22 protein-coding genes are annotated in these 20561 nt (G+C 63.5%); 11 read left to right on the top strand and 11 right to left on the bottom strand.

What is annotated here, in order from left to right:
* Window positions 1-26 precede the first annotated feature (26 nt).
* The 3 genes from B5D62_RS28615 to B5D62_RS33560 are packed head-to-tail and all read left to right on the top strand — an operon-like array spanning window position 27 to window position 2108.
* Window positions 27-1715 (top strand): N,N-dimethylformamidase beta subunit family domain-containing protein, encoded by a 1689-nt coding sequence (locus tag B5D62_RS28615; protein WP_085937499.1) that lies wholly within the window; start codon window positions 27-29, stop codon window positions 1713-1715.
* A 2-nt stretch (window positions 1716-1717) separates the two neighbouring features.
* A complete protein-coding gene (locus tag B5D62_RS28610; protein ID WP_085937498.1) occupies window positions 1718-1942 on the top strand; it encodes a hypothetical protein in 225 nt (74 codons plus the stop codon).
* Entirely contained in the window at window positions 1932-2108 is a 177-nt protein-coding gene (locus tag B5D62_RS33560; protein WP_170921188.1) for a hypothetical protein, read from the top strand. The genes B5D62_RS28610 and B5D62_RS33560 overlap by 11 nt, the downstream gene beginning before the upstream one ends.
* A gap of 2 nt (window positions 2109-2110) precedes the next feature.
* Here the strand turns inward: B5D62_RS33560 and B5D62_RS28605 are convergent, their stop codons facing one another.
* Window positions 2111-2833, bottom strand: a complete 723-nt coding sequence (locus B5D62_RS28605) for a GntR family transcriptional regulator (protein WP_085937497.1) — start codon at window positions 2831-2833, stop codon at window positions 2111-2113.
* A gap of 191 nt (window positions 2834-3024) precedes the next feature.
* Between B5D62_RS28605 and B5D62_RS28600 the strand changes: the two genes are divergently transcribed.
* Window positions 3025-4251, top strand: a complete 1227-nt coding sequence (locus B5D62_RS28600; RefSeq protein ID WP_139374134.1) for an aminotransferase class III-fold pyridoxal phosphate-dependent enzyme — start codon at window positions 3025-3027, stop codon at window positions 4249-4251.
* A gap of 109 nt (window positions 4252-4360) precedes the next feature.
* Here the strand turns inward: B5D62_RS28600 and B5D62_RS28595 are convergent, their stop codons facing one another.
* Both B5D62_RS28595 and B5D62_RS28590 read right to left on the bottom strand, forming a co-directional pair.
* The gene (locus B5D62_RS28595; protein ID WP_231714973.1) at window positions 4361-5032 is read right to left on the bottom strand and encodes a glycoside hydrolase family 25 protein; all 672 of its coding nucleotides are present in this window, start codon (window positions 5030-5032) and stop codon (window positions 4361-4363) included.
* 305 nt (window positions 5033-5337) lie between these two features.
* The gene (locus tag B5D62_RS28590) at window positions 5338-6861 is read right to left on the bottom strand and encodes an MFS transporter (RefSeq protein ID WP_170921187.1); all 1524 of its coding nucleotides are present in this window, start codon (window positions 6859-6861) and stop codon (window positions 5338-5340) included.
* A gap of 237 nt (window positions 6862-7098) precedes the next feature.
* Here B5D62_RS28590 and B5D62_RS28585 point away from each other — a divergent pair, with 237 nt between their 5' ends.
* Window positions 7099-8754, top strand: a complete 1656-nt coding sequence (locus B5D62_RS28585; RefSeq protein WP_085937494.1) for a GMC family oxidoreductase — start codon at window positions 7099-7101, stop codon at window positions 8752-8754.
* Between the two features lie 42 nt (window positions 8755-8796).
* Here B5D62_RS28585 and guaD read toward each other — a convergent pair whose 3' ends face one another.
* The 5 genes from guaD to B5D62_RS28560 all read right to left on the bottom strand — a co-directional run bounded on the left by guaD (window position 8797) and on the right by B5D62_RS28560 (window position 13712).
* Window positions 8797-10194, bottom strand: coding sequence for a guanine deaminase (gene guaD / locus B5D62_RS28580; RefSeq protein ID WP_085937493.1), 1398 nt, complete (start codon window positions 10192-10194; stop codon window positions 8797-8799).
* Between the two features lie 71 nt (window positions 10195-10265).
* The gene (locus B5D62_RS28575) at window positions 10266-11570 is read right to left on the bottom strand and encodes an MFS transporter (protein ID WP_170921186.1); all 1305 of its coding nucleotides are present in this window, start codon (window positions 11568-11570) and stop codon (window positions 10266-10268) included.
* Window positions 11571-11847: 277 nt separating this feature from the next.
* Window positions 11848-12135, bottom strand: a complete 288-nt coding sequence (locus B5D62_RS28570) for a hypothetical protein (RefSeq protein WP_085937491.1) — start codon at window positions 12133-12135, stop codon at window positions 11848-11850.
* Between the two features lie 114 nt (window positions 12136-12249).
* Window positions 12250-13017: an SDR family NAD(P)-dependent oxidoreductase gene (locus B5D62_RS28565; protein WP_218191365.1), complete on the bottom strand. Its 768-nt coding sequence runs from the start codon at window positions 13015-13017 to the stop codon at window positions 12250-12252.
* Between the two features lie 23 nt (window positions 13018-13040).
* Window positions 13041-13712 (bottom strand): TetR/AcrR family transcriptional regulator, encoded by a 672-nt coding sequence (locus tag B5D62_RS28560; RefSeq protein WP_085937489.1) that lies wholly within the window; start codon window positions 13710-13712, stop codon window positions 13041-13043.
* Between the two features lie 215 nt (window positions 13713-13927).
* Here B5D62_RS28560 and B5D62_RS28555 point away from each other — a divergent pair, with 215 nt between their 5' ends.
* From B5D62_RS28555 to B5D62_RS28540, 4 genes are all read left to right on the top strand, one after another.
* Entirely contained in the window at window positions 13928-14440 is a 513-nt protein-coding gene (locus B5D62_RS28555; protein WP_139374133.1) for an STAS/SEC14 domain-containing protein, read from the top strand.
* A 28-nt stretch (window positions 14441-14468) separates the two neighbouring features.
* Window positions 14469-16157, top strand: coding sequence for an FAD-binding protein (locus tag B5D62_RS28550; protein WP_085937487.1), 1689 nt, complete (start codon window positions 14469-14471; stop codon window positions 16155-16157).
* Window positions 16154-16477 (top strand): 2Fe-2S iron-sulfur cluster-binding protein, encoded by a 324-nt coding sequence (locus tag B5D62_RS28545; RefSeq protein ID WP_085937486.1) that lies wholly within the window; start codon window positions 16154-16156, stop codon window positions 16475-16477. Before B5D62_RS28550 ends, B5D62_RS28545 begins: the two co-directional genes overlap by 4 nt.
* Window positions 16478-16682: 205 nt before the next feature.
* Complete coding sequence (locus B5D62_RS28540; RefSeq protein WP_085937485.1) at window positions 16683-16913, top strand: hypothetical protein; 231 nt, start codon at window positions 16683-16685, stop codon at window positions 16911-16913.
* Window positions 16914-16996: 83 nt separating this feature from the next.
* Here the strand turns inward: B5D62_RS28540 and B5D62_RS28535 are convergent, their stop codons facing one another.
* Window positions 16997-17518, bottom strand: coding sequence for a hypothetical protein (locus B5D62_RS28535; protein ID WP_139374132.1), 522 nt, complete (start codon window positions 17516-17518; stop codon window positions 16997-16999).
* Between the two features lie 124 nt (window positions 17519-17642).
* On the bottom strand, window positions 17643-18545 hold the full coding sequence (locus B5D62_RS28530; protein ID WP_085937483.1) for a hypothetical protein: 903 nt from the start codon (window positions 18543-18545) through the stop codon (window positions 17643-17645).
* Between the two features lie 530 nt (window positions 18546-19075).
* On the opposite strand from B5D62_RS28530, the gene B5D62_RS28525 reads away from it, so the two are divergent.
* Window positions 19076-19516: a DUF3775 domain-containing protein gene (locus B5D62_RS28525; RefSeq protein WP_085937482.1), complete on the top strand. Its 441-nt coding sequence runs from the start codon at window positions 19076-19078 to the stop codon at window positions 19514-19516.
* 21 nt (window positions 19517-19537) lie between these two features.
* On the opposite strand, the gene B5D62_RS28520 is transcribed toward B5D62_RS28525, so the two are convergent.
* Complete coding sequence (locus tag B5D62_RS28520; protein ID WP_139374131.1) at window positions 19538-20014, bottom strand: hypothetical protein; 477 nt, start codon at window positions 20012-20014, stop codon at window positions 19538-19540.
* A 109-nt stretch (window positions 20015-20123) separates the two neighbouring features.
* On the opposite strand from B5D62_RS28520, the gene B5D62_RS28515 reads away from it, so the two are divergent.
* A complete protein-coding gene (locus B5D62_RS28515) occupies window positions 20124-20555 on the top strand; it encodes a hypothetical protein (protein WP_139374130.1) in 432 nt (143 codons plus the stop codon).
* Window positions 20556-20561 lie beyond the last annotated feature (6 nt).

Genomic DNA, 20561 nt, shown 5'->3' with positions numbered 1-20561 from the left:
CGGCTTACGAGCAGAAGAGAGTTCCGATGACTGACAAGCGTGATTTTCAAGCGCCGGAATCGGGAGCCGTCAACGTCGCGCCGCGGAAGGTTCGCGCGATGCATGCGGATGAGCACTGGGGCAGCCAGCCTTGGTACGAAGCGCCGCGCGAAGCCCCCGACGTCCCGGAGGTCTACGCCTATACCGACGCGATGTCCTACGATCCCGGCGACGAGGTTGTCTTCCATGCCAGCGCGACGGCAAAGACTTGGCGACTGCAGGTCTATCGCGATGGTCTCGAGCCGGACATGGTGCACGAGGTCGAGGCGTTGGGCGGTGTGTTCGCACCGACCCCGGTCGATGCCTATCGCAATGGCTGCGGCTGGCCGGTCGTGCATCGGTGGAAGCTGCCATCCGATCTGCGTTCCGGATTCTATCGTGTGGTATCGTCCTGCGACCGGACAAATGGTGGCCGCTTCGTCCAACATCATTTCTTCGTCGTGCGTCCGACGGCAAAGACCCGGCGCGCGAAGATCCTGATGATCCTGCCGACCGGCACATGGACGGCCTACAACGATTTCGGTGGCGCAAATCACTACTTCGGAGTCGAAGGGCCGAACCGCGATGAGCCTTCGCCGGTATTGTCGCTAGAGCGGCCGTGGACCCGCGGCATGGTCTGGCTGCCGGCGGGCGCGCCCCGCATCTGCGCTGATCCCGCGCCCGAGATGGGGGATGCGCCACGCTATCCGATGAAGGAGTGGGCCTTCGCCAACGGTTTCGGCCAGTATTATGCGGCTGCCGGCTGGGCTCAGTTCGACCGTCATTTCGTGCAGTGGGCGGAGAGGGAAGGCTACGCCCTCGACATGATCACTCAGACCGATCTCCACTACCGACCGGAGCTGCTCGACGCCTATCCTTGTGTGACGATCATCGGCCATGACGAGTACTGGACATGGGAGATGCGCGAGGCGATCGAGCGTTATGTCGAGCGTGGCGGACGGCTCGCGCGTTTCGGTGCCAACTTCCTGTGGCAGATCCGACTCGAAGAAGGTGGCAGGCGGCAGGTCTGTCACAAGTTCAAAGCGATTCACAAGGATCCGGTCGTCGGCACGGACAGAGCGCATCGCATGACGTCGGCCTGGGAGGACCGCAACGTCCGTTGGCCCGGCGCCTCGACGGTGGGGGTGAACGGCGCACGCGGCCTCTATGCGTCCTGGGGAGGTTTTGCGCCCAACGGCCAGAGAGGCTTTACGGTCTACCGGCCCGAACACTGGGCCTTCGCAGGCACCGGGCTGCACTATGCCGACGTCTTCGGCGACAAGCAGCACATCTTCGCCTACGAGGTCGACGGCCTGGACTACACTTTCCGCAATGGCCTCCCGTTTCCCGTTCCCGCCGAAGGGCAGCCCGAAACCATCGAGATCCTGGCCATGGCGCCGGCCGTCCTCGCCGAGGACGAGCCGCAAGGCGATGGCTTTCGCTATTACGTGCGCAGCAGTGACCACGAAGGTCTGGTGGAATGCATCACCGGCGAAGTCACGTCCGAGGGGCTTGCCCGCTACAAGTACGGCTCCGGCATGATGGTGCACATGACTCGGGGCAAGGGCGAAGTGCTGACGGCCGCTACCTGCGAATGGGTGATGGGGCTGAAGCGCGGCGACCCATTCACGCAGCGGATCACGCGTAACGTTCTCGACCGGTTTACCTCGTCGAAGCCTGCGCCGGCAGGGAAGTGAGCATGATCACGCAGGCTATGAGCGGACGACAGCCGGCGCCACGCACGACCGATGTGGAGGAACTCGAACGCACCGCGAGACGTCTCCGACGCGATGTCATCGATCTGGTTGCACCCACGGGGCAGGCCTATGTGCAGCAGGGGCTTGGAGCGGCCGACCTGTTCGCGGTGCTCTGTTTCGCGGAGCTGCATCTCGATCCGTTGGACCTGGATTGGGTTGATTGGTGATCGCTTCTGGCGAGAAGCCGACCTTGATGTCGGATTCCGCCGCGTCGGCATTCGCGACGGCTTCGCCGAGAGCGGCTCGACGTCTTATCTTTTCGAGAAATATGGTCTGTCGGAGCGCGGGATCATCGATGCCGTGAAGGAGGCGCGTGCCAGGAAGCGCCGCTGAGGTCAGTCCTCGCCCGGCGTGATGTTGCCGGTGCCGCCATGTTCTTCCAAAAGCCGCACGAGGTTCTGGCCGCCCTCCATCATGTCGGCCTGGATGGCCTCCCGCACCATGTCGGGGCGCCGCTGTCGCAAATACTTGAGGACGGACAAGTGCTGATGCTCGTTCGGATAGGTGGGAGGCGCGTCGGGATAGTGGAAATTCAGCAAAGGTCCGTTGCGCATCCAGATGTCGTCCAGGATGGCGAGCACTTCGGCAAGACCCGAGGCATCATAAAGGCCGCGGTGAAACTGCCAGTTGGCACGAACCGCATCGGACCATCTGCGCTCCTTCTCGGCACGAATCAACTCGCGGTGGATCGCCTCCATCCTGTCGATCTCGACTTCGGAAATGCGTGTCGTTGCGTGCTCGGCGGCAAGTCCTTCGAGAAACAGCCTGACGGTTCTGAGCTCGATGTATTGCTTGGCGGTGATGTGGTTGACGATGATGGAGCGCCCGGACTGCATCTTGAGGGCGCGCGCCCGCACGAGCTGCATCAATGCCTCGCGGATCGGCGTCTCCGATACGTTCATGGTCGCGGCGAGATCACGGATCTTGAAGCGGTGGCCGGGCCGGAATCGTCCCTCCATCAGCGCTTGGCGCAAATTATTGTAGACAAGGCTTGTCAGGCTGTCGCGAGCGACCGGGCCGACCCCGCTCTCGCCATGCCTCTGCTCGACCTCGGTCATTTGGCTCCCTTAAGGCTTGGTCCCAAGCCCGCCCCATCCACTCGAATCCACATTGTATATAATATAGGCCACAGCCTCGCCCAAGCTGTTGGGCCCCCACGCCATGGATCATACGCGGCCAATTGAGAGATCGCCGCTTGTAATACCAAGAATTATATATGATATATCAATGGAAATTGGGGAGAGCCATCATGCTGGGACTGAACCGGACAAGGGACGCGGCGCTGCGGGCTCGTGCCGAGAAGGTCGTACCAAGTGGGATGTGGGGGCACCTCCACGCGGCAAAGCTGCCGGGCGGCTATCCGCAATTCTTCCATCGAGGCGAGGGCGGGGTGCTTTGGGATGTCGACGGCAACCGGTACGTCGATTTCATGTGCAGCTGGGGACCAAACCTGCTTGGCCATCACCATCCCGAAGTCGAGGAAGCGGCCGAGCGCCAGCGGCGCGACGGCGACTGCATGAACGGCCCTGCCGAAGTCATGGTCGAACTGGCAGAGCTTGTCGTGGATATGGTCGGCCATGCCGATTGGACGCAGTTCCAGAAGAACGGCACCGATGCGACGACCACGTGCGTCACCCTCGCGAGGGCGGCGACGAGCCGCCGGAAGATCCTCGTTGCCAAGGGAGCCTATCATGGTGCCGTACCCTGGTGCTCACCATCCCTGCTTGGCGTGACCGCGGAGGATCGCGCACATCTCGTATATTTCACGTTCAATGACGTCGAGAGTCTCGAGGCCGCGGCAAAGATGGCTGGTGACGATGTCGCCGGTATCCTGGTGTCGGCGTTCCGGCACGACCTCGGGTTCGATCAGGAGCTTCCGACTGCGGAGTTTGCGCGTGCAGCGCGGCGCATCTGCGACGACAAAGGTGCGGCGCTGATCATTGATGAGGTCCGCGCGGGCTTTCGGCTGAATGCGGCCGGCAGCTGGGAATCGCTCGGCGTTCGCCCGGATCTGTCGGCCTGGAGCAAGGCGATCGCCAACGGATATGCGTTGGCGGCGGTCACTGGAGCCGATTGGCTCCGAACTGCTGCGGCCCAGGTCTTTGTCACCGGATCATTCTGGGCAGGGGCTGTCGCGATGGCAGCCGCCGTCGCGACATTGAAGATCGTGCGCAGGGATGACGTGCCGTCCCGCCTCGCGCAGTGCGGACTGATGCTGCGTGAGGGTCTCGAGACCCGCTCACGGCAATTCGGCGTGTCAATTCGTCAATCAGGTCCGGCTCAGATGCCTGCCCTTCTGTTCGACGACGATCCAGATTATCGGAAGGGTTTTGTCTTCTGCAATTCGATGCTTGAACGAGGCGTTTACTTCCATCCCAAGCACAACATGTTCCTCTGCGCCGCCCATACCGAGGCAGACATCGCCGCCGCACTCGACGCGGCGGAGCATGCCTTTTCCGTCGTCGCAGCACTTTGACCGTCAGCGCGGCCACTCTCGCTGCGTCGAGCGTCGATGCAGGGGTGCTTGCTTTGTATATGCCGTGTACGAGCGGCGCGACCCTGTAGAGAAGCCCGTAGCCAACGCTTCAGTCGGCCCCTCTCCAGAACCGATAGAGCGAAGTCGCGTCGCCATTGTACAGGTTGCGATCGCAATGACTGAGGCCGCGCACGATGTTGGTCTGGCCATAGGCGGGGTGGCTGGCATTCTCGTCGGCCGCATACTGCCAGAGGCGCCAGCCCGTTGCTGTCCAGGCGAACGGGATCTCGGGCGAATCATGGTAGTCGGCGACCCACAGGCCGCAGCGGGCGAGGATCGAATCGGGCGTGATGCGGGCGCCGAAGCTGAGACCGGAGACGGGCAGGGGATCGCCGTTGGCCCAGGTTGGATGCACGTAGACCACCGGCAGGTGGCCCGTTCTCTCGCCCACCGTCCGGACGAACGCTTCGGCCTGTTCGAGCGTCATGGAGTTAGCTGGATTGTTGTCGTTGGCCTCGAGGTCGAGTGCCAGCAGGGTTTGGGGACCGGGTCGTGCCGTGGCCAGGAAGAACGCCGCCTGCCGCTCGCCCGACGATTGTCCGGTGCCGAAGTGATAGGCGCCCCACAGCAAACCCGCTGCCTCAGCCTGAGGCCGTCGTCCGGCATAGGCCGTATCGGCATAGTCGCCGCCCTCGGTGGCCTTATGGATGACGGCCAGGATGTTGCTTTGGCGGACCTGACGGAAGTCGGAGACGGCCACGCTTCGGCTGATGTCGACCACCGCGTCCAATCCTTGCGACGCACGATCCGGCGGCAGAGGGGCAATCGGATATTGGTAAGCGGGCTGGGGGGCCTGGCGGGTACTGCATCCTGCTGCGGTTGAAGCGGCCAGGCCCGCGAGAATGCTTCGTCGGGAGATCATCGCCTACAGTAAGACGGTCGAGAGGCCCGGCCGTCAATGCGACTACAAATCCCGACTGTAACGGCCTGGCGGCGCGCGCCAGCCCGGCAGCCGGGGGCGGGTTACGATGCGAATAACGTCGGTGTTGGCAGGAGGAGCGACATTCCGGGATGCCGTGTCGATCGTCAGGTGTTGGCCGGTGGTTGTGCGAGCCCCGGCCTTGCCGACAGAAGCATTGCGACCGCAGCCAGGCAGATGAGCATCAGGAGGACGTCGCGGCTGGCGGACGCCAGCTGGGATGTTGCGATGCCCAGCGTGCTGCCGGTCGTCCGACCCAGGCTGAAGGCGAGCAGAGAGGAGGCACCGGCGATACCCGCGCTGATGCCCATGTAGCGCGCAACGTTCAGGGCGCTGCCGGCCTCGCCGGCCATTTCGGTTGGCGCCGCAGCCATGATGGCGCTGCCATTGGGCGAGATGAACAGGCCTTGCCCGGCCCCGAACGCGGCCAACCCCAGCATGACGAAGGGTAACCCGGCGGCTGAACCGTCCAGAAACGCATAGAGCAGGCCAAGCCCGGCGATGCACAGCAGCATGCCGGCGCAGGCGGGCAGGCGTACTCCGAAGCGGTCGGATAGGGCGCCGCCCAGGGGCGCGACCAGGCCCAACGCCGCGGGCAGGATGGACAGGCGCAGACCCGATGACAGCTCGGACAGGTCGTAGATCCGGATCAGCGCAAAGGGGATGACGAAGAACACGCCGAACAGAACCGCGTAGGACAGGAAGTTCGCGGCATTGCCCAGAACGAAGGAGGGCGCTCTGAAAAGGGCGGGATCGAGCAGCGGCGTGGCGGCGCGGCGTTCGGCGCGGACGAACAGGATGAGGCATATAACGCCCGCCAGAAGACAGGCGATTAGCAGCGGAGACGTCGGTCCCCAAGCGTGGACTTGGTTCAGCGCGGCGACGATGGCTGTCAGGGCCGGTGCGATAAGTATGGCGCCCCGCCAATCGAAACCTCCGGCGTTGGAGATTGCCCGCGTGCGGGGAATGACGAGCCACCCCAGCAGGATAGCGGTCAGTCCGACAGGCACGTTAACCCAGAAGGCCCAGCGCCAGCCGAGGGTATCGAGAAGCAGGCCGCCGATCGCCGGTCCGGCCCCCAGGCCGATGGCTTGCGCCGCCGATTGCAGGCCAAGGCCGCGGCCATGTTCTTCGGCAGGAGTCGCCATGACGATGATGGCGGTGCTGTTGGCGGTGATCAGGGCGGCGCCAACGGCCTGTGCGATCCGGCAGGCGATCAGCGTGCCGAGATCCGGCGCCAGGCCGCACAGGGCCGAGCCGATGATGAACAGCAGAAAGCCGGCCATATAGAAGAGCTTGCGGCCGAACATGTCGGCCAACCGACCGAAGATCGGCGTAAAGGACGCCAGGGTCAGCAGGTAACACACCGCTACCCAGCTCACATTGGCGAGAGGCGCGGCGAAGTCGCGCTCGAGTCGCGGCAGCAGGACCTGTGTCATGCTGGCGTCGATCTGCGACATGCATGAGCCGATGCAAACCGTGCCGACGATGAACCAGCGATAGGATGGAAGGCGGGCAATGGCCTCGAGCGGCCGTGGCTCTCGCCCCTGGAAAAGGGCGCCACGCAGCGCACTCAGCGAAAGAGGTCCGGCGGTGTCGTCGCTGTCGGTTGCGCTGTCTTGCTCTGCCAAAGGACCTCGGCGATGCCGCGCCTTATGCGGGGCCGCGCGACCGTATCGGAGATCGGAAGGCTCTGTCCATCGCCCACCGGCCGGCGACTCGGCTGGCGTCATGCGACCGCGTTCTTCGGCGCAAGGTGACTGGACCCATACGCCGAGCCGAGAACCGTAACGTCGATTGTCCAAGAGTCCCCACGCGGGTAATCAGGATGAGGCGACCACGTTTCATTCCGTGAGCAACGTCTGACAATGGAAAGCAGCGATACCGACGTCGCGAGCGGCGACGAGAGACAAGGCTTGAAGCGCCGCGCCGCCATGGCGCTCGGGTCGGGGCTGGCGCTGGCTGGCCTCGGCACGCCGGCCGAGGCTGCGACCGGCGCCAGGTCTCTCAGCTCGGCGGATCAGCTGCGGCCTGCCTATGACGTCATCATCGTCGGTGCCGGATCGGCGGGCTGTGTGGTCGCGCATCGCCTCGGCCAAGCGGGGCGGCGCGTGCTGGTGATCGAGGCTGGCGGTCACAGCCGATTGCCGGCAGTCGCCGATCCGCCGCAATGGCCGACGCTGTCCGGCGGGCCGCTCGACTGGCGATACGTGACGGTGCCGCAAGCGGGACTGGGCGGTCGGGTGGTTCCCTATCCGCGCGGCAAGGCCGTAGGCGGATCGAGCGTGATCAACGCGCTCGCCTATCAGGCCGGTCACCCTGCAGCATATGACCGTTGGCCGGCGGGATGGCGTCATGCTGACCTGCTCCCATTCTTCAAGCGCGCGGAGATGTTTTCAGGCGGCGGCGACACCTGGCGCGGCGGAGAAGGCCCGCTCCATGTCCTGTCGCTTGCCGATGTGGCCGAACGTACCCCGGTCGCCGCCGCGTTCGTCGCCGCGGCAGAAGAGCGGGGCTTTGCCCGGACGGCCGATCTCGGCGGCGCGGTTCGAACCGGTGTCGGCTGGAATCAGTTGAGCGTGAAGTTCAGTGATGGCGATTATGTCCGGCACGATTCTGCCTGCGCCTTCCTGGACAGTCTCGACGGCGCCGCGGTCGACCTGCTCGCCGACACGCCGGTGCTCGGTCTTGTCATCGAGGGTGGGCGCTGCGTCGGTGTGCGCCTCGCGGACAGGATCGTCAGGACAGACGGGGAGGTCGTTCTCTCGGCGGGAGCCATCGATTCGCCCCGACTGCTGATGGTGTCGGGGATCGGGCCGGCGCCGGCCCTGCGGTCGATGGGCATTCCGGTTGCTGTCGATCTGCCCGAGGTCGGCCAACATCTCGAGGACCATGTGCTGCTGGCCGGCGTGGCGTATCGCGCACGGCGCGAAGTCTCGCGCTCGCACTTCAATCATGCCGATGCGCTGCTCTATGTGCCGCCCGCCGATCCTAGGCAAGCGCCGGACCATCTCATCATGTGCCTGTCGCTGCCGTTCGTGCAGCCCGTCGTCGGAGCGATGCCGGCACCGGCCTATACGCTGGTGCCCTGCCTGATGCAGCCCCGCAGCCGCGGCACTGTCCGGCTCGCCTCTGCCGATCCGTTGGCGTCGCCGCTGATCGATCCGAACTTCCTGTCGGACCCGGCCGATCTCTCCAGCCTGGAGACGGCAGTAAACCTGGCGCGCGAGATCGGCTCCGCTCGTGCCTTCGATGACTGGCGCGAGGCGGAAGTCTATCCGGGGTCCGCCTGGGCGGATCGCGCCACCCGCGCCGATTTCATTCGCCGGGCCGCCCGACCATTCCATCATCCGATCGGTACCTGCCGCATTGGCGCCGTCGTCGACGAGGCCCTGCGCGTCACGGGGGTGGCCGGACTGCGCGTCGTCGATGCTTCGGTGATGCCGAGCCTCCCTGCCGCCATGATCAATGCTGCCGTGATTGCCGTGGCGGAACGCGCCAGCGCGCTGATGCTGGCGGGTTGAAGTTCTTCAAACTGGTCTTGCCGCGGGTGGTGGCGTGCCGGTTCACCCTTTCTTGTACAGCCGCTTGCCCATGATCCAGGTCTCGTCGACAGCGCGGTCATCGCCGACCATCATGATTCCGAACAGCAGGTTGGCGACCTGCTCCATCGTCTGTGGACCTTCTTTCTCGACGACCAGCGATTGATGCCAGGCTTGTGCGGCCTGACCGCCGTTCCAGTCGAGCACGACGAAGTCGGCTTCCTTCCCGGGTTGGAAGTTTCCAACCAGATCGTCGATGTAGAGACCCTGTGCGCCGCCCAGTGTGATCGACCAGAAGCCGCGATAGGGCGACACCTTGTTGCGCTCGGCCTCGGCGAGATCCTGTCGGGTCGGGTCGATGCTGCCGTCCAGCAAGGTGTTGTTGCACATGCCGACCTTGTACCCCTCCTCGAGGGCGTGCAGCAGCGAGAAGCGGTTGCCGCCGCCGATATCGGTTCCCCACGACAGCCTGACCCGGGCTTGCGGGTCAGTGGCGCGCCCGAGGCGGAACAGGCCGCTGCCCAGGAACAGGTTGGAGCAGGGGCAGAAGGTCAAAGCACCACCGCTTTTCGACAGCCGTCGGAACTCGTCGTCGGACAGCCAGACGCCATGACCGCCTGAGAACTTCGGCCCGACCAGCCCGTATTTCTCGTAGACGCCCAGATAATCCGTGCAATCGCCATGGTCTGCCAGCACGCCGCGGATCTCGCTGGGATTCTCGGAGATATGCGTGTTCACCCAGCAATCGGGGTGCTCCCGCTTGAGCCTCTCGCACGCCGCGAGGAGCTCGGAAGAGGCGCCATAGGCAAAGCGCGGCGTGATCGCGTAGAGGCTGCGTCCGCTTCGGTGATAGCGCTCGATCAGACGCTTGCTCTCGTTGTAGAAACCTTCCGGCGCGTTGAGCATCTCGGCTGGAGCTTTCCGGTCGATACCGGTGAGACCGGCGATGATGCGCATGTTGCGGCGCTCCGACTCTTCGAACAGCTCCTCCGTCGAGACCGGCGAACTGGTGGTGAAGGTCTGACAGGTCGTCGTTCCTGCTGCGAGAAGCGCATCGAAAAAGCGGCCGGCGGCTTCCCTGGCATAGTCGCGATCGCGATATTTCAATTCCTCCGGGAAGACCCAGACCTGCAGCCAGGGCAGCAGCTGCTGGCCGAAGGCACCGAGCACCCGGGTTTGCGGAAAGTGGATATGACCATCGATGAAGCCGGGAAGGATCAGCCGGTCCCGAATGGTGGTGATCTCGAGCCCGCGATGGCGCTCGGACAGGTGATCGTAGAGGCCGAAATCGACGATCTTGCCATCGTCGATCACCAGGAGACCGTCGGCGTGGAACCGGGCCGCCTCGTGCTCGGCGCCAATATGCTTCCACGGGTCGTCGATGAAATCGAAGAACGCGCCCCTGATGCCGATGGTGGTCATTGATGCTGTCTCTTCCGCTCCACTGGGCTATCCGATGCAGGCGGCGGTGATGCCGACGCGCTCCGACGCTTCTATCGCAATGGCTGGCCGGTGCGATCGGGGATAGTCAGCAGGCCGATCAGCGAGATCAGCGCCGTTCCCATAAGGTAGAAAGCCGGGCCAAAATTCGCATGCTCTTCGCTGACGAGATAGACGGCAACGATGGGGGCGGTTCCTCCCAGCAAGGCAAAGGCGAGGTTGTAGCTGAGCGACAGGGCCGTGCAGCGTGTCCGGCCGCGATAGAGTTCGACGAGCGTCGCCTCCATGGGGCCGGCCCACGCCCCGATCAGCAGGGCGAACACGATCTGGGCAAACAGGATCGAAAAGACGTCGTGCCGCAACAACAGCCAGAAGAGAGGCCACGATAGCAGGATCGTCCCGATCACGGAGGCCATCAGCACGGGCTTGCGGCCGACCCGGTCGGACAGCATGCCGAAGCAGGGCGTTGCCGTGACGGCGACCAGGAGGCAAACCGTGTTGATCTCCAAGGCCCTCGAGGCCGGCAGGCCGTCCACCTGTTGCATCATCGTCACGAGGTAGACGGTGATGAGATAGATGCTGGTGGCGAAGGATGCACAGGCGATCCCGCCTCGCAGGATGTCGCGCCAATCGCTGCTCAGGGCCTCGACGAGCGGAAGTCTGTGCCTCACCGGTTGTGGCGGCTCGTCATTGGACAGGACGCGCCGCAGGATGAAGGCGGATCCCCCCAGCACCGATCCTGCCAGAAAAGGGAGGCGCCATCCCCATGACTCGAGCTGTGCTTGGCTGAGAAGCCAGGATTCGAAGGCTCCAACGCCAGAGCCGAGGAGTATGCCTGAACTGGCGCCCATGGAAGCGAGGCTGCCCAAAAGACCGCGACGACGCGGGTCGGCTCCCTCGACCAGGAACACGATGGAGGTGGAGAACTCGCCGCCCACCGCCAGTCCCTGCAGCATCCGCATGACGATGAGGAGCAGCGGCGCCATGACTCCGATCTGGGCAAAGGTCGGCAGGAAACCGATCGCGACGGTTGCCGCCGTCATCAGTCCTGCCGATGTCAGCAATGCAGTCTTGCGGCCTAAACGGTCCCCGATATGGCCGAACAAGGCGCCGCCGATCGGACGCATGATGAAGGCCGCGGCAAACACGCCGAAGGCGGCGGCCAGCGAGATGACCGCAGATCCGGCCGGAAAGAAGTTCTTGCCGAAAATCGCCGCGAAGAAGCCGTACACAGCGAAGTCGTACCACTCCAGCACGTTGCCGATGGCACCGGCCAAGGCTTGTCGTGCCCAAGGGGCAGGTGGTTCGGCCGGCACATCCGCAAGTGCCAGCGCTTCCGAAGCAGCGCCCAATGACATGTCGTATCTCCCCCGAATCCGTCTCGAACCGCGTGCCGCCGTTGTCGACTTCGGCGTCTTTGTGCGGTCCACTGCCCTTATCCCGTGCCGACATTTATAGGCCGCCGCTTTCCGGCCGTGTAGTTTCTTTGACGAAGATTGCAGTTCAGTTGACCGCAAAAGCATCGAGGGGCGCGCCTCTTCCTCGATGGCGGCCATTTTGCGTGGATCCAAAAAGGGTGAATAACGGCCGGGGCAAAGGGTGCTCCGCTCCCCGGAAGCGGAGCACCGGTTCGCGCTACGGCCGCGGCGGTATTGCGATCTTCTCGTCCTGCATTGCGTGCATCAGCGTCGCCGTCGATCCCTGCGGATCGGACTGGCAATCATTCATCGCGGTGGCAGTGCTCGCATTGGACCCTTCCATGATCGGGTGCTGCGCGGCATAGCGCTGGGCTAGCGTCTCGCAATACTTCGGATCCGACGCACCAGCGCGTGGGCTGGCGGCGTTGGCTTGAGCATTGACGGCGACCGGCATGAGCAGGGTTATGGCCGCGATCGAAGCCAGACAGGCAAATCGAGTTGTCATTGGGTGTTTCCTCCTCAGGTCGAAGACGACCTGCCGACGAAACGCTTCCGATCACTTTCCGTTGCTGCCTTAATGCTTTCGCCAAACTTACAATCCGTCGTCCGCGGTCGAGCGTCACAAGGCCATGAAGCCGCCATCTGTGCAAAGCACGTGGCCAACGACGAACGAGGCGGCATCGGATGCCAGCCAGACCACTGCCTCCGCCACTTCCTCGGGCTGACCCATGCGCCGCAACGGCAGGCCAGCGGCGACCGCGCTCATATCCATGATCTTCGAGGCCAGCATCATGTCCGTGACGACACGGCCGGGCGCCACGGCATTGATGCGTACTCCCTGTTCGGCAGACTCCATCGCCGCCGAGCGCGTGAGCGAGATCACCGCCGCCTTGGAGGCCGAGTAGAGGGCGAGGCCCGGGTTGGGGTTGCGCAGGCCACTCACCGACGCATTGACGACGATGGCGCCGCCGCCTTGCGCCGCCATATGCCGGATCTGATGCTGCAGGCAGAGGAAGACGGAACGCACGTTCGTATCGAATACCCGGTCGTACAGGCTCGCATCCTGCTCGGCGATGGAGGCGCGGGGCTCTTGATATCCGGCATTGTTGAAGGCGACGTCGAGACGCCCATGATCCGCGAGGATCGTTCGATGCAGCATCTCGATCTCGTCGGGGTTCGTGACATCTGTCCGAATGAAGCGACCGTTGGCGCCAATGGCCGACAGAGTGGCGATCGCCTCATCCCCTTCCGTCTGGCGTCGGCCGGCGATGACGATCGAAGCGCCTCGGGATGCGAAGGCCAGCGCCGCGGCACGACCAATTCCGGTCGCCCCGCCCGTGACGAGGGCGACCTTGCCATCGAAATCCTGCGTGACTGCCTTTTTCATCGATCGTTCCATATGCGCATTCATCACGAACTCCGCGGATCTGACGAGGCCGGCCGTTGGGCCGAAGCCGATACTGATTTCCCGGCTGTCCCGATGCTCGCCCGTAGGCAAAACTGGGTGATCTGTTCGACAAGCTGCCGGTCGGCGCGCGGCCCTGTGCCCTTGGCCGGCGCCAGCGGGCCGACCAATCCCTCCATGAAGGCGCCGACGATGCAGGCTGCAGCCACTGCTGGGTCGAGCGGGGGAAAGGCGCCGCGCATGATTCCCTGCCGCAGAACGCACTCGAAGCAGCGCGCCAGTTGCGCCCGATAGTCGAGGCGCACCGACTCGACCTCGGGATCGACCGGCTCAGCGATCAGGGCATAGGCCAGGCGCCGTCCGCGCAATGCTCTGCCGGCAAATACGCGGATGGCAGATTCCAGCTTCTCTGCAGGCGAGCCATCCGCCTCGACCAGCGCCTTCACGACCCCGACCTCGCGCGCCGAAACGATGGCGACGATTTCGGCGCACAGCTCTGCCTTTGACGACCAGTGGCGGTACACCGTACCAGTGGCAACGCCGGCCTTGAGCGCCACGTGATCCACCTGGGTGGCAGCCCATCCACCATCGGCCACGAGATCGCGTGCTGCGGTCAGGATGCGCGCTCGCTTATCCGCCTGTCGCTTCGCCGCGCTTTCGGTCCGCCGATAGACCACGTTCGTCTCGTCGCCTTGCCGTCAGGAGTTAAGGAGGAATCTACCTCAAGAAATGAACGCAGGTTCATATCTTCGTGTCAATGGCCAGTCGGGTGGCGTGCGCTGGGGAGTGGCCAATTCTACGGCGCGGACCTGAGATGCACCGATCACGATATCGGCGATCGTCCCGTCCCGTGTTAGCGTGCCGTGGTCGCAAACCTATGGGGAGGGCGTGGTTGCCGATCTACATGGAGATCTCACGGCTGTATCGCACCGTGACCATCGTTGCGCGGGGGACGATCACGCCGGAAGAGGTTCGGGCCATGGCCAAGCGGCTTGCTGATGCACAGGTCCGGCCGTTCGCCAAGATACTCGAGGTGGCGGGTGCCAGAACACAATGGACCGAGGCACAGATTATGCAGCTGGCGGAGCTGCTACGGCCAGCGTCGAATGAGAAACGCGGTCCGGTCGCTTTCATCGTCGATATGGGGCGGGTGGGATTCCCCCAAGCCTTTGCGAGATTGACGCAAAGCGAAGGGCCGATCAGCCTGTTCAAGAGCCTTCACGAGGCTCGCGACTGGCTGAAGCAGGTGGGGCAGGCGGATGCAACGGCGCTTCCAGAATCCGAGAGGGCGGGCACGGTGGGAGTAGAGAACGCATCGCCTTGGACGGATCCCGAACGCGAAGGCATTCTGATCCGCGGTGAACGGCAGCGAGGCGTGCGAGTCGGGGCCCTGAATGTAGCGTAGTGTGCAGAGAGGCGTCGGGAGTAGAGTAATGCATCTGGAGACGGAGGTCCTGGTCATCGGCGGAGGCGGCGCCGGCATGTATGCCGCGCTGGAAGCAGCCCGCACAGGTGCGTCGGTCGTGCTGGCAGATCGCAGCATCGTGGGACGAGGCGGTGCAACGGTGATGGCCCAGATGACTGTTGCCGCCGCGCTAGGCGAGCAGGTGCCTGATCATTGGGAATACCATCTCGCCGATACGCTTGCGGCCGGCCGGGGCCTCTGCGATGCACGCCTGGCGGCGATGCTGTGTGAGGAAGGGCCGCACCGTATTCGCGAAATGGACAGCTGGAAGGTCGGCTGGGCGCGCGAAGACGGACATATCAAGCAGGCACAGGCTCCCGGCCATGACCGGCCGCGTTGCGTCTATGTCGACTTTCTGAGCACAGGCCCCGCCGTCTCGCGCACGCTCCGGGGAAGAGTGAACGCCGTCGGCGGCATTCGACGCATCAGTGAACTGGCGATCGTCGATATCGCGGTTCGTGACGGCGAGGCTTGCGGCGCAACCGCCCTTCATCTCTCGACCGGCCAGATCGTCACCATCGGCGCCAAGGCGGTCGTGATCGCGACCGGCGGATTGACCCGGCTCTATCGACGCAACAGCGCCTCCGCCAATATGGGCGGCGACGGTTATGCCCTGGCACTGCGAGCAGGTGCCGAGCTAATCGACATGGAATTCGTGCAGTTCTTTCCGATTGGCCATCTCGCGCCACGGCTGGTCGGGATGGATCCGATCATGTGGGATCCGTTTCGCTACAAGCTCGGTGGCAAGCTGCTGAATGCGGAGATGCGCGAATTCGAAACCGACTATGCGGCGCGGGATACGCGCAGCGACGGTCGTTATGTGCTTACCCGCGATCTGGCAACCTATGCCATCTTCAAGGAGGTCGAGGCGGGTCGGGGGAGTCCCGCGGGCGGCGCTTATCTCAGCTTTCAGCATGTACCGGAGGCGGAAATCCGCCGCGCCTTCGGGCCCGTCGTCGACCGGCTTGCCGCGAACGGCATCAATCTCGCGGCTCAACCTGTCGAGGTCGCGCCGATTGCGCACTATCACATGGGTGGCGTCCGGGTCGACGAGAGGATGTGCACGCGCGTGCCGGGCCTTTTTGCCTGCGGGGAGGCTTTGGGAGGCGCCAACGGTGCCAATCGCCTGTCCGGCAATGCCATTACGGAAGCGTTCGTTTTCGGTGCGCGCGCAGGGCAGAACGCGGCGGAGCACGCGCTGGCGCGATCCAACGGCTATTCGGCTGATGCGACACGCTGCACGGTGGATCTGCTCAGGAGCGCGAGTCGGCGCGATGGGCCGAACACGGCCGCGACGATAGCGACTCTGCAGGCGCTCATGTCCGACAAGGTCGGTCCCTTCCGCACAGGGCGGACTCTCCAAGCGGCAGAAACCGCGCTGATGGAAATAACGAGCGAGATAGGCGATCGGCCTCTTGCCGCGGAGAGCCCGTGCGATCCGGTCCTGGTCGACTGGCTCGATCTCCGGAACATGCTTCTCGTTGCACGCAGCGTCACCGCTGCTGCCTTGGCGAGAACCGAGAGCCGCGGTGCCCATCAACGCGAGGATCATCCCGGGCTCGATGCGGCGTGGGAAATCAATCAGATCGTAAGTCTGGAAAGCGGACGCCTTCGTCTGCGTCGCCAGGCGCCGACCATCGACCGGAACGCAGCATGAAGGCCACCTTGATCGTCCATCGTGGAGTGCCCGGCGAGCCGGAGCGCACCGAGCAGTTCGAGGTGGCGTTCGAACCTGGTCAATCGGTGCTCGACGGCCTGCGAATCGTGCGGCGTGATATCGATCCCACTCTCGCGTTCCGATTTGCCTGCATCAACGCCAATGCCTGCAAGGAATGCATGATGCTGATCGACGGCAAGGTCGAATATGCCTGTACGTCCCGCCTCAAGGAGGGTTTGACCGTGCTGGCCCCCCTTCCCAAGAAGGCGCTCGTCCGCGATCTCGTGACAGAGATCGTGCCTCCCGACGAGCGGCTCTGACGCACGCCTGCACCTTTTGAACTCCGGAAACGGTGCGAGCCGGCAAGCCCTTTCGTCCGTGTGCGCATGTTTGGATTTCTGGATCATTTACGCGTTCTGCATCCGGAGCCATCTTGGATGGATGATGGCAAGTGGGACATTGCCGACTTTTGGATGTTGTCGACGCTTCTGATGTCGATCACTTCCGCAAATTCAAGGTCGTGTCATGAACAGAATGTTCGCCATAGAGGCGTTGGCTCGGGATCTCTGCCAGGCGCTTCGTAGTCTTCGCGGAGATCACCGTTCCTGGATCGCAATCGACGAGATGCAGCACTGTCTCGGTGTCGACAAGGCGACGATCGTTAACGCGGCCGTTGCCTATGCCGCTGCCAAGGGCTGGATGGCGGTCGGCGGAACGCCCGCGCACAGCGTACTGCTGGCGCAAGGGGCGCCCTGATTGCTGCCCCGATGATAGAGGCGGCGGTTCAGGGTCTCAACATGTCGGCGGCTGGAATGTACGGGCCTGCCGACGCCGATCACTCACATGGCGAGATCGAGGCGAATCCAGAAGAACTGCTGTCCGTTCCCGGGAGCATTGCCGCAGGCGGCCGCATAGGTCGTGCCCTTCGAGACCGCTACCTTCTGACGGCTGCCGGGATCCAGCATCAAGGCGATATCACGGCTTGCATCGTTGAGGCCGGGCCGCAGAACCACCCAGCGCGTTTGACCGGCAGAGCAGGTGTTGGTGAAAGTGGCGAGTCCGTCGTTATGCTCCGTAGTCTTGGTCTGCGTGGCACCATTGGCGGTGCATCCGACCTTGAACCCGCAATTCTTGAACGCCTGGCCGGCGGCATTGAGCCCTTGAAGGCCTTTCTGTTCCTGACCGGGAACATGGCAAGCGGTGCACGGTTGTCCGGTCTGGTTGGCGAAGAAGGGATTGGCGGCAGCGATGCCGGGCACTACTAGCAGGGCTCCCGCCATTGCCAACAAGCCAAGTCCGGCGAAACCAAAGCCCAGCTTCCAGATTCTCCTCATGTACTCCCCCAAGGCCGCGTCGAACATCCGGCCCCCGCGGCCGGTCAGTTTCACGCCCTTCCATGAGGGGATGTTGCTCATGCGCCAAGCGCGAAGCCCAACGAATGAGTGGTCTGCGCAAACTTTTCCGAGCGGGCACGACCTCCGACTGTCAGGCTACCCGTGCAGAAGTACGACCGGTTACTGTTCCGTAAATGAGGTCGTGAAAGAACATGCCGCCGGCGATTGCGCGGTTATAACTCGCCCACAAGCGCGGCAGGATCTCGACCCGATGACCGCCGCGCGTCTTGAGCTGAACGAGTCCCGTCTCCTCGGCGGTCATCAAAAGGCGCCGCACATGGGTGCGGGAAACGCCGAAGCGATCGCCGATATCGGCGTAGGAGATGGCCACATGCGGATCGTCGGTCTTCTCCAAGGCTGTGTGCAACAGGGCAGCGAGGACCATGTGTCCACCGGCGCGGTCGAAGAAGAGCATCATGTCAGGCACGGCCATCAGCAGTTTGTGACCGAGTGGCGCGAATTCCAGCGATGCCTGGCGTTGCAGGATATGCATCGTCGCGTCGCCCCGCATTATCGGGCCATAGTCGTTTTGCGGGCAGAGGACGGTAAGCGGCGCATAGTGCGCCGCGAGCCAGTCCCGATCGTGCGCCAGCATCCGCTCGGTGGGCTTCAGGATGCGCAGCCGCCGGTCGCGCTCGGCAGGCCGAACCTCCAGGAACCCGACCGATCGCAATCGGGCGACGAGATGATCAATCTGCCGCTGGCTGACGCCGAGCCCGAATTGCGAGAGGAGCTGCTTCAGGCGGCCGACCGTGAACCAGGTCTCGGGCCGCTCGGGATCGTGGCCGGCCTCGAGGATGACCGCGAGATGATAGACCACGAAACGGCCCGACTCGATCAACAGGCGCACCAGGAACGGGTCGCCGTCGTATACCGCCAGGAATCGATCGAGATAGAGTTTGCGGGCCTCGGGGAAGCGGGGATGGGCGAGGATTTCCTCGATGGAGGCATGCGGCGCGCGCGCCAGCAGGCGGCGAATTTCAGGACTATCCAAGGCTCCCCCATAGACTTGATGGGGAAACTATTATCCGCAGAAGATATGCGCAATCTTTTCCAGGCCGTAGGCCGAGCCGCCGCCTAGGCTGATTGCGGTAGCCAATGGCTTTATCCAACTCGAACCCTTACCGCGATGGGGCATCCCGGTTGCCCGTTCCGCTTTGCTTCGGCGCTTGCGGCGCACCTATCGGAACTGGGAGTGCGAGGGATCTCCGGCAGTTCCACTTCGGCGTTGCGATCGGGGCGGCCGCCAGCCTGATCCTCCTTTTTGCCGCTGTCCTGGGTTTGTCGATCACGCGGATGATTTAGTGCGCCTCGCGACCCCATGTTGCGATTCGGGGTCGATCAGGCCCGCCCGGGATGGCTAACCCCGGCCTACATTTTGACCACTCGCGCATTCAGCGAGTTGCGGAAGGTGCTGCGGAAGCGACCTGTCTTTTGTGGTTGATCTCGATCAAGGAACACGGTTGAGCCGCGGGCGATGAACATTGGCGATGGCGGACATCTCGACCGGAACGAGGCGGTATCATGCGGAAAGTCGATCAGCCGGACCGGCCGGAGCCGCTTCTCAGCATTTCCCCGGAAAAAGTCTGCTTCGTGATCGTCAAGGCACGGGAATTCGATGCCAAGGATCCGGCCAGCGAGCCCGATCCCGGTTCGAATCCTTCCGATGACAAGGAAGCTGCCGTGCTCGAGGAACACGGTGATGATCCGGTCGTAGAGGAACTTACGGCCTTTATCGATGGACTGTCCGAAGACGAGCAGGTCGACCTGGTGGCATTGGCGTGGCTCGGTCGCGACGGGAGCGATGCGACCGATTGGGCCGACATTCGCCGGGAAGCACAGGATGCTCACAATCAGCGGACGTCGGCCTATCTCTTGGGAATGCCGCTGCTCGGAGATTTCCTCGAAGAGGGTCTTTCGATGTTGGGCTACTCGTGCGAGGAATTCGAGGTTGGTCGCCTGTAGTGAAGGTCCTTTCCAGCGCTGCTAGCAGAGTGAACGCTGGTTCCGGATACTGCCGTCCGGCACATGGATATTTGTCTCGATGGCGGCAAGAAGGCGATTGAGATCGGCCTCGGCGTCCGCATCCTCCGCTTCCGCCATGACATTCACAGTGCCGCGTCCTGGCCTGATGAACTCCAGATAGAAAGCGTCGAGATCGATTTCTTCTTCCTCGTCCTCGTTGTCGGACTCCGAGGGCGTAAGGTCCTCTTCCACGGAAATGGTCAGGCGCCATTCATGCGCGGCATGACGTGGCATGATCTCAAGCATCGCGACAGTGACCTGCTCGCTGAGGTCGTCGCGGTCCTCGTCCCCCAGAGGCAGTTGTGGCTGGTCTGCAAAGGACTCCAATTCGTTGATGCGCGAGGCCACGACATCCAGAGATGTCGTGCCGCGCTCACGCTCGACCAGCAGCCAGCGGACGATCTGTTCGGGGTCAGTGTCGACAGGATAGGTTTCCATCATATCCTCCTCCGACAGCGCGCGGACTGCACAGCAAGGACGATCGCGACCGGCGCGCTTCGACACTAACTAAGAAAATGATCAGTCGTTCCGCGTTGATCTCGATCAAGTGTCGGTGCGTTCCGGCATGCGTAGTCCGGAGTTCCTTGACGAAACCAACCAAGAAAGCGGGTTCGACCTTGACTGGATCTTCGCTCGTCCAAATGTCGGACGGCGCCCTGGCTTGATCCATCTCAAGGCTGGATTTCCGTATTTGGAGGACGAAATGACCATGTCCACGAAATCCACTTCTTCCGCGATGCGCCCTGCGACCCGAGAGGATTTTCAGCGCCTACTGGGTACGCTGGACGATCCCAAGGTAATCGACATTCTGGAGCTGAAGCCCACAGTGGCCGACATCGAGGAAGCGGCCGTATGTGTCGCCGGAGACCACGACGTTCTTGCGAAGAGTGGCCATCACGTTTCGGCCGTTGCGGCCAAGGTCGTGGAGATCCTCACGGCCGACGAGGATGAAGAACCGCCACCTCAGCAGCCGACGTGATCTTGG

It is taken from the genome of Enhydrobacter aerosaccus, from assembly GCF_900167455.1.
Classification (GTDB): Bacteria; Pseudomonadota; Alphaproteobacteria; order Reyranellales; family Reyranellaceae; genus Reyranella; species Reyranella aerosaccus.
This window is presented reverse-complemented; position numbering and strand designations above follow the sequence as displayed.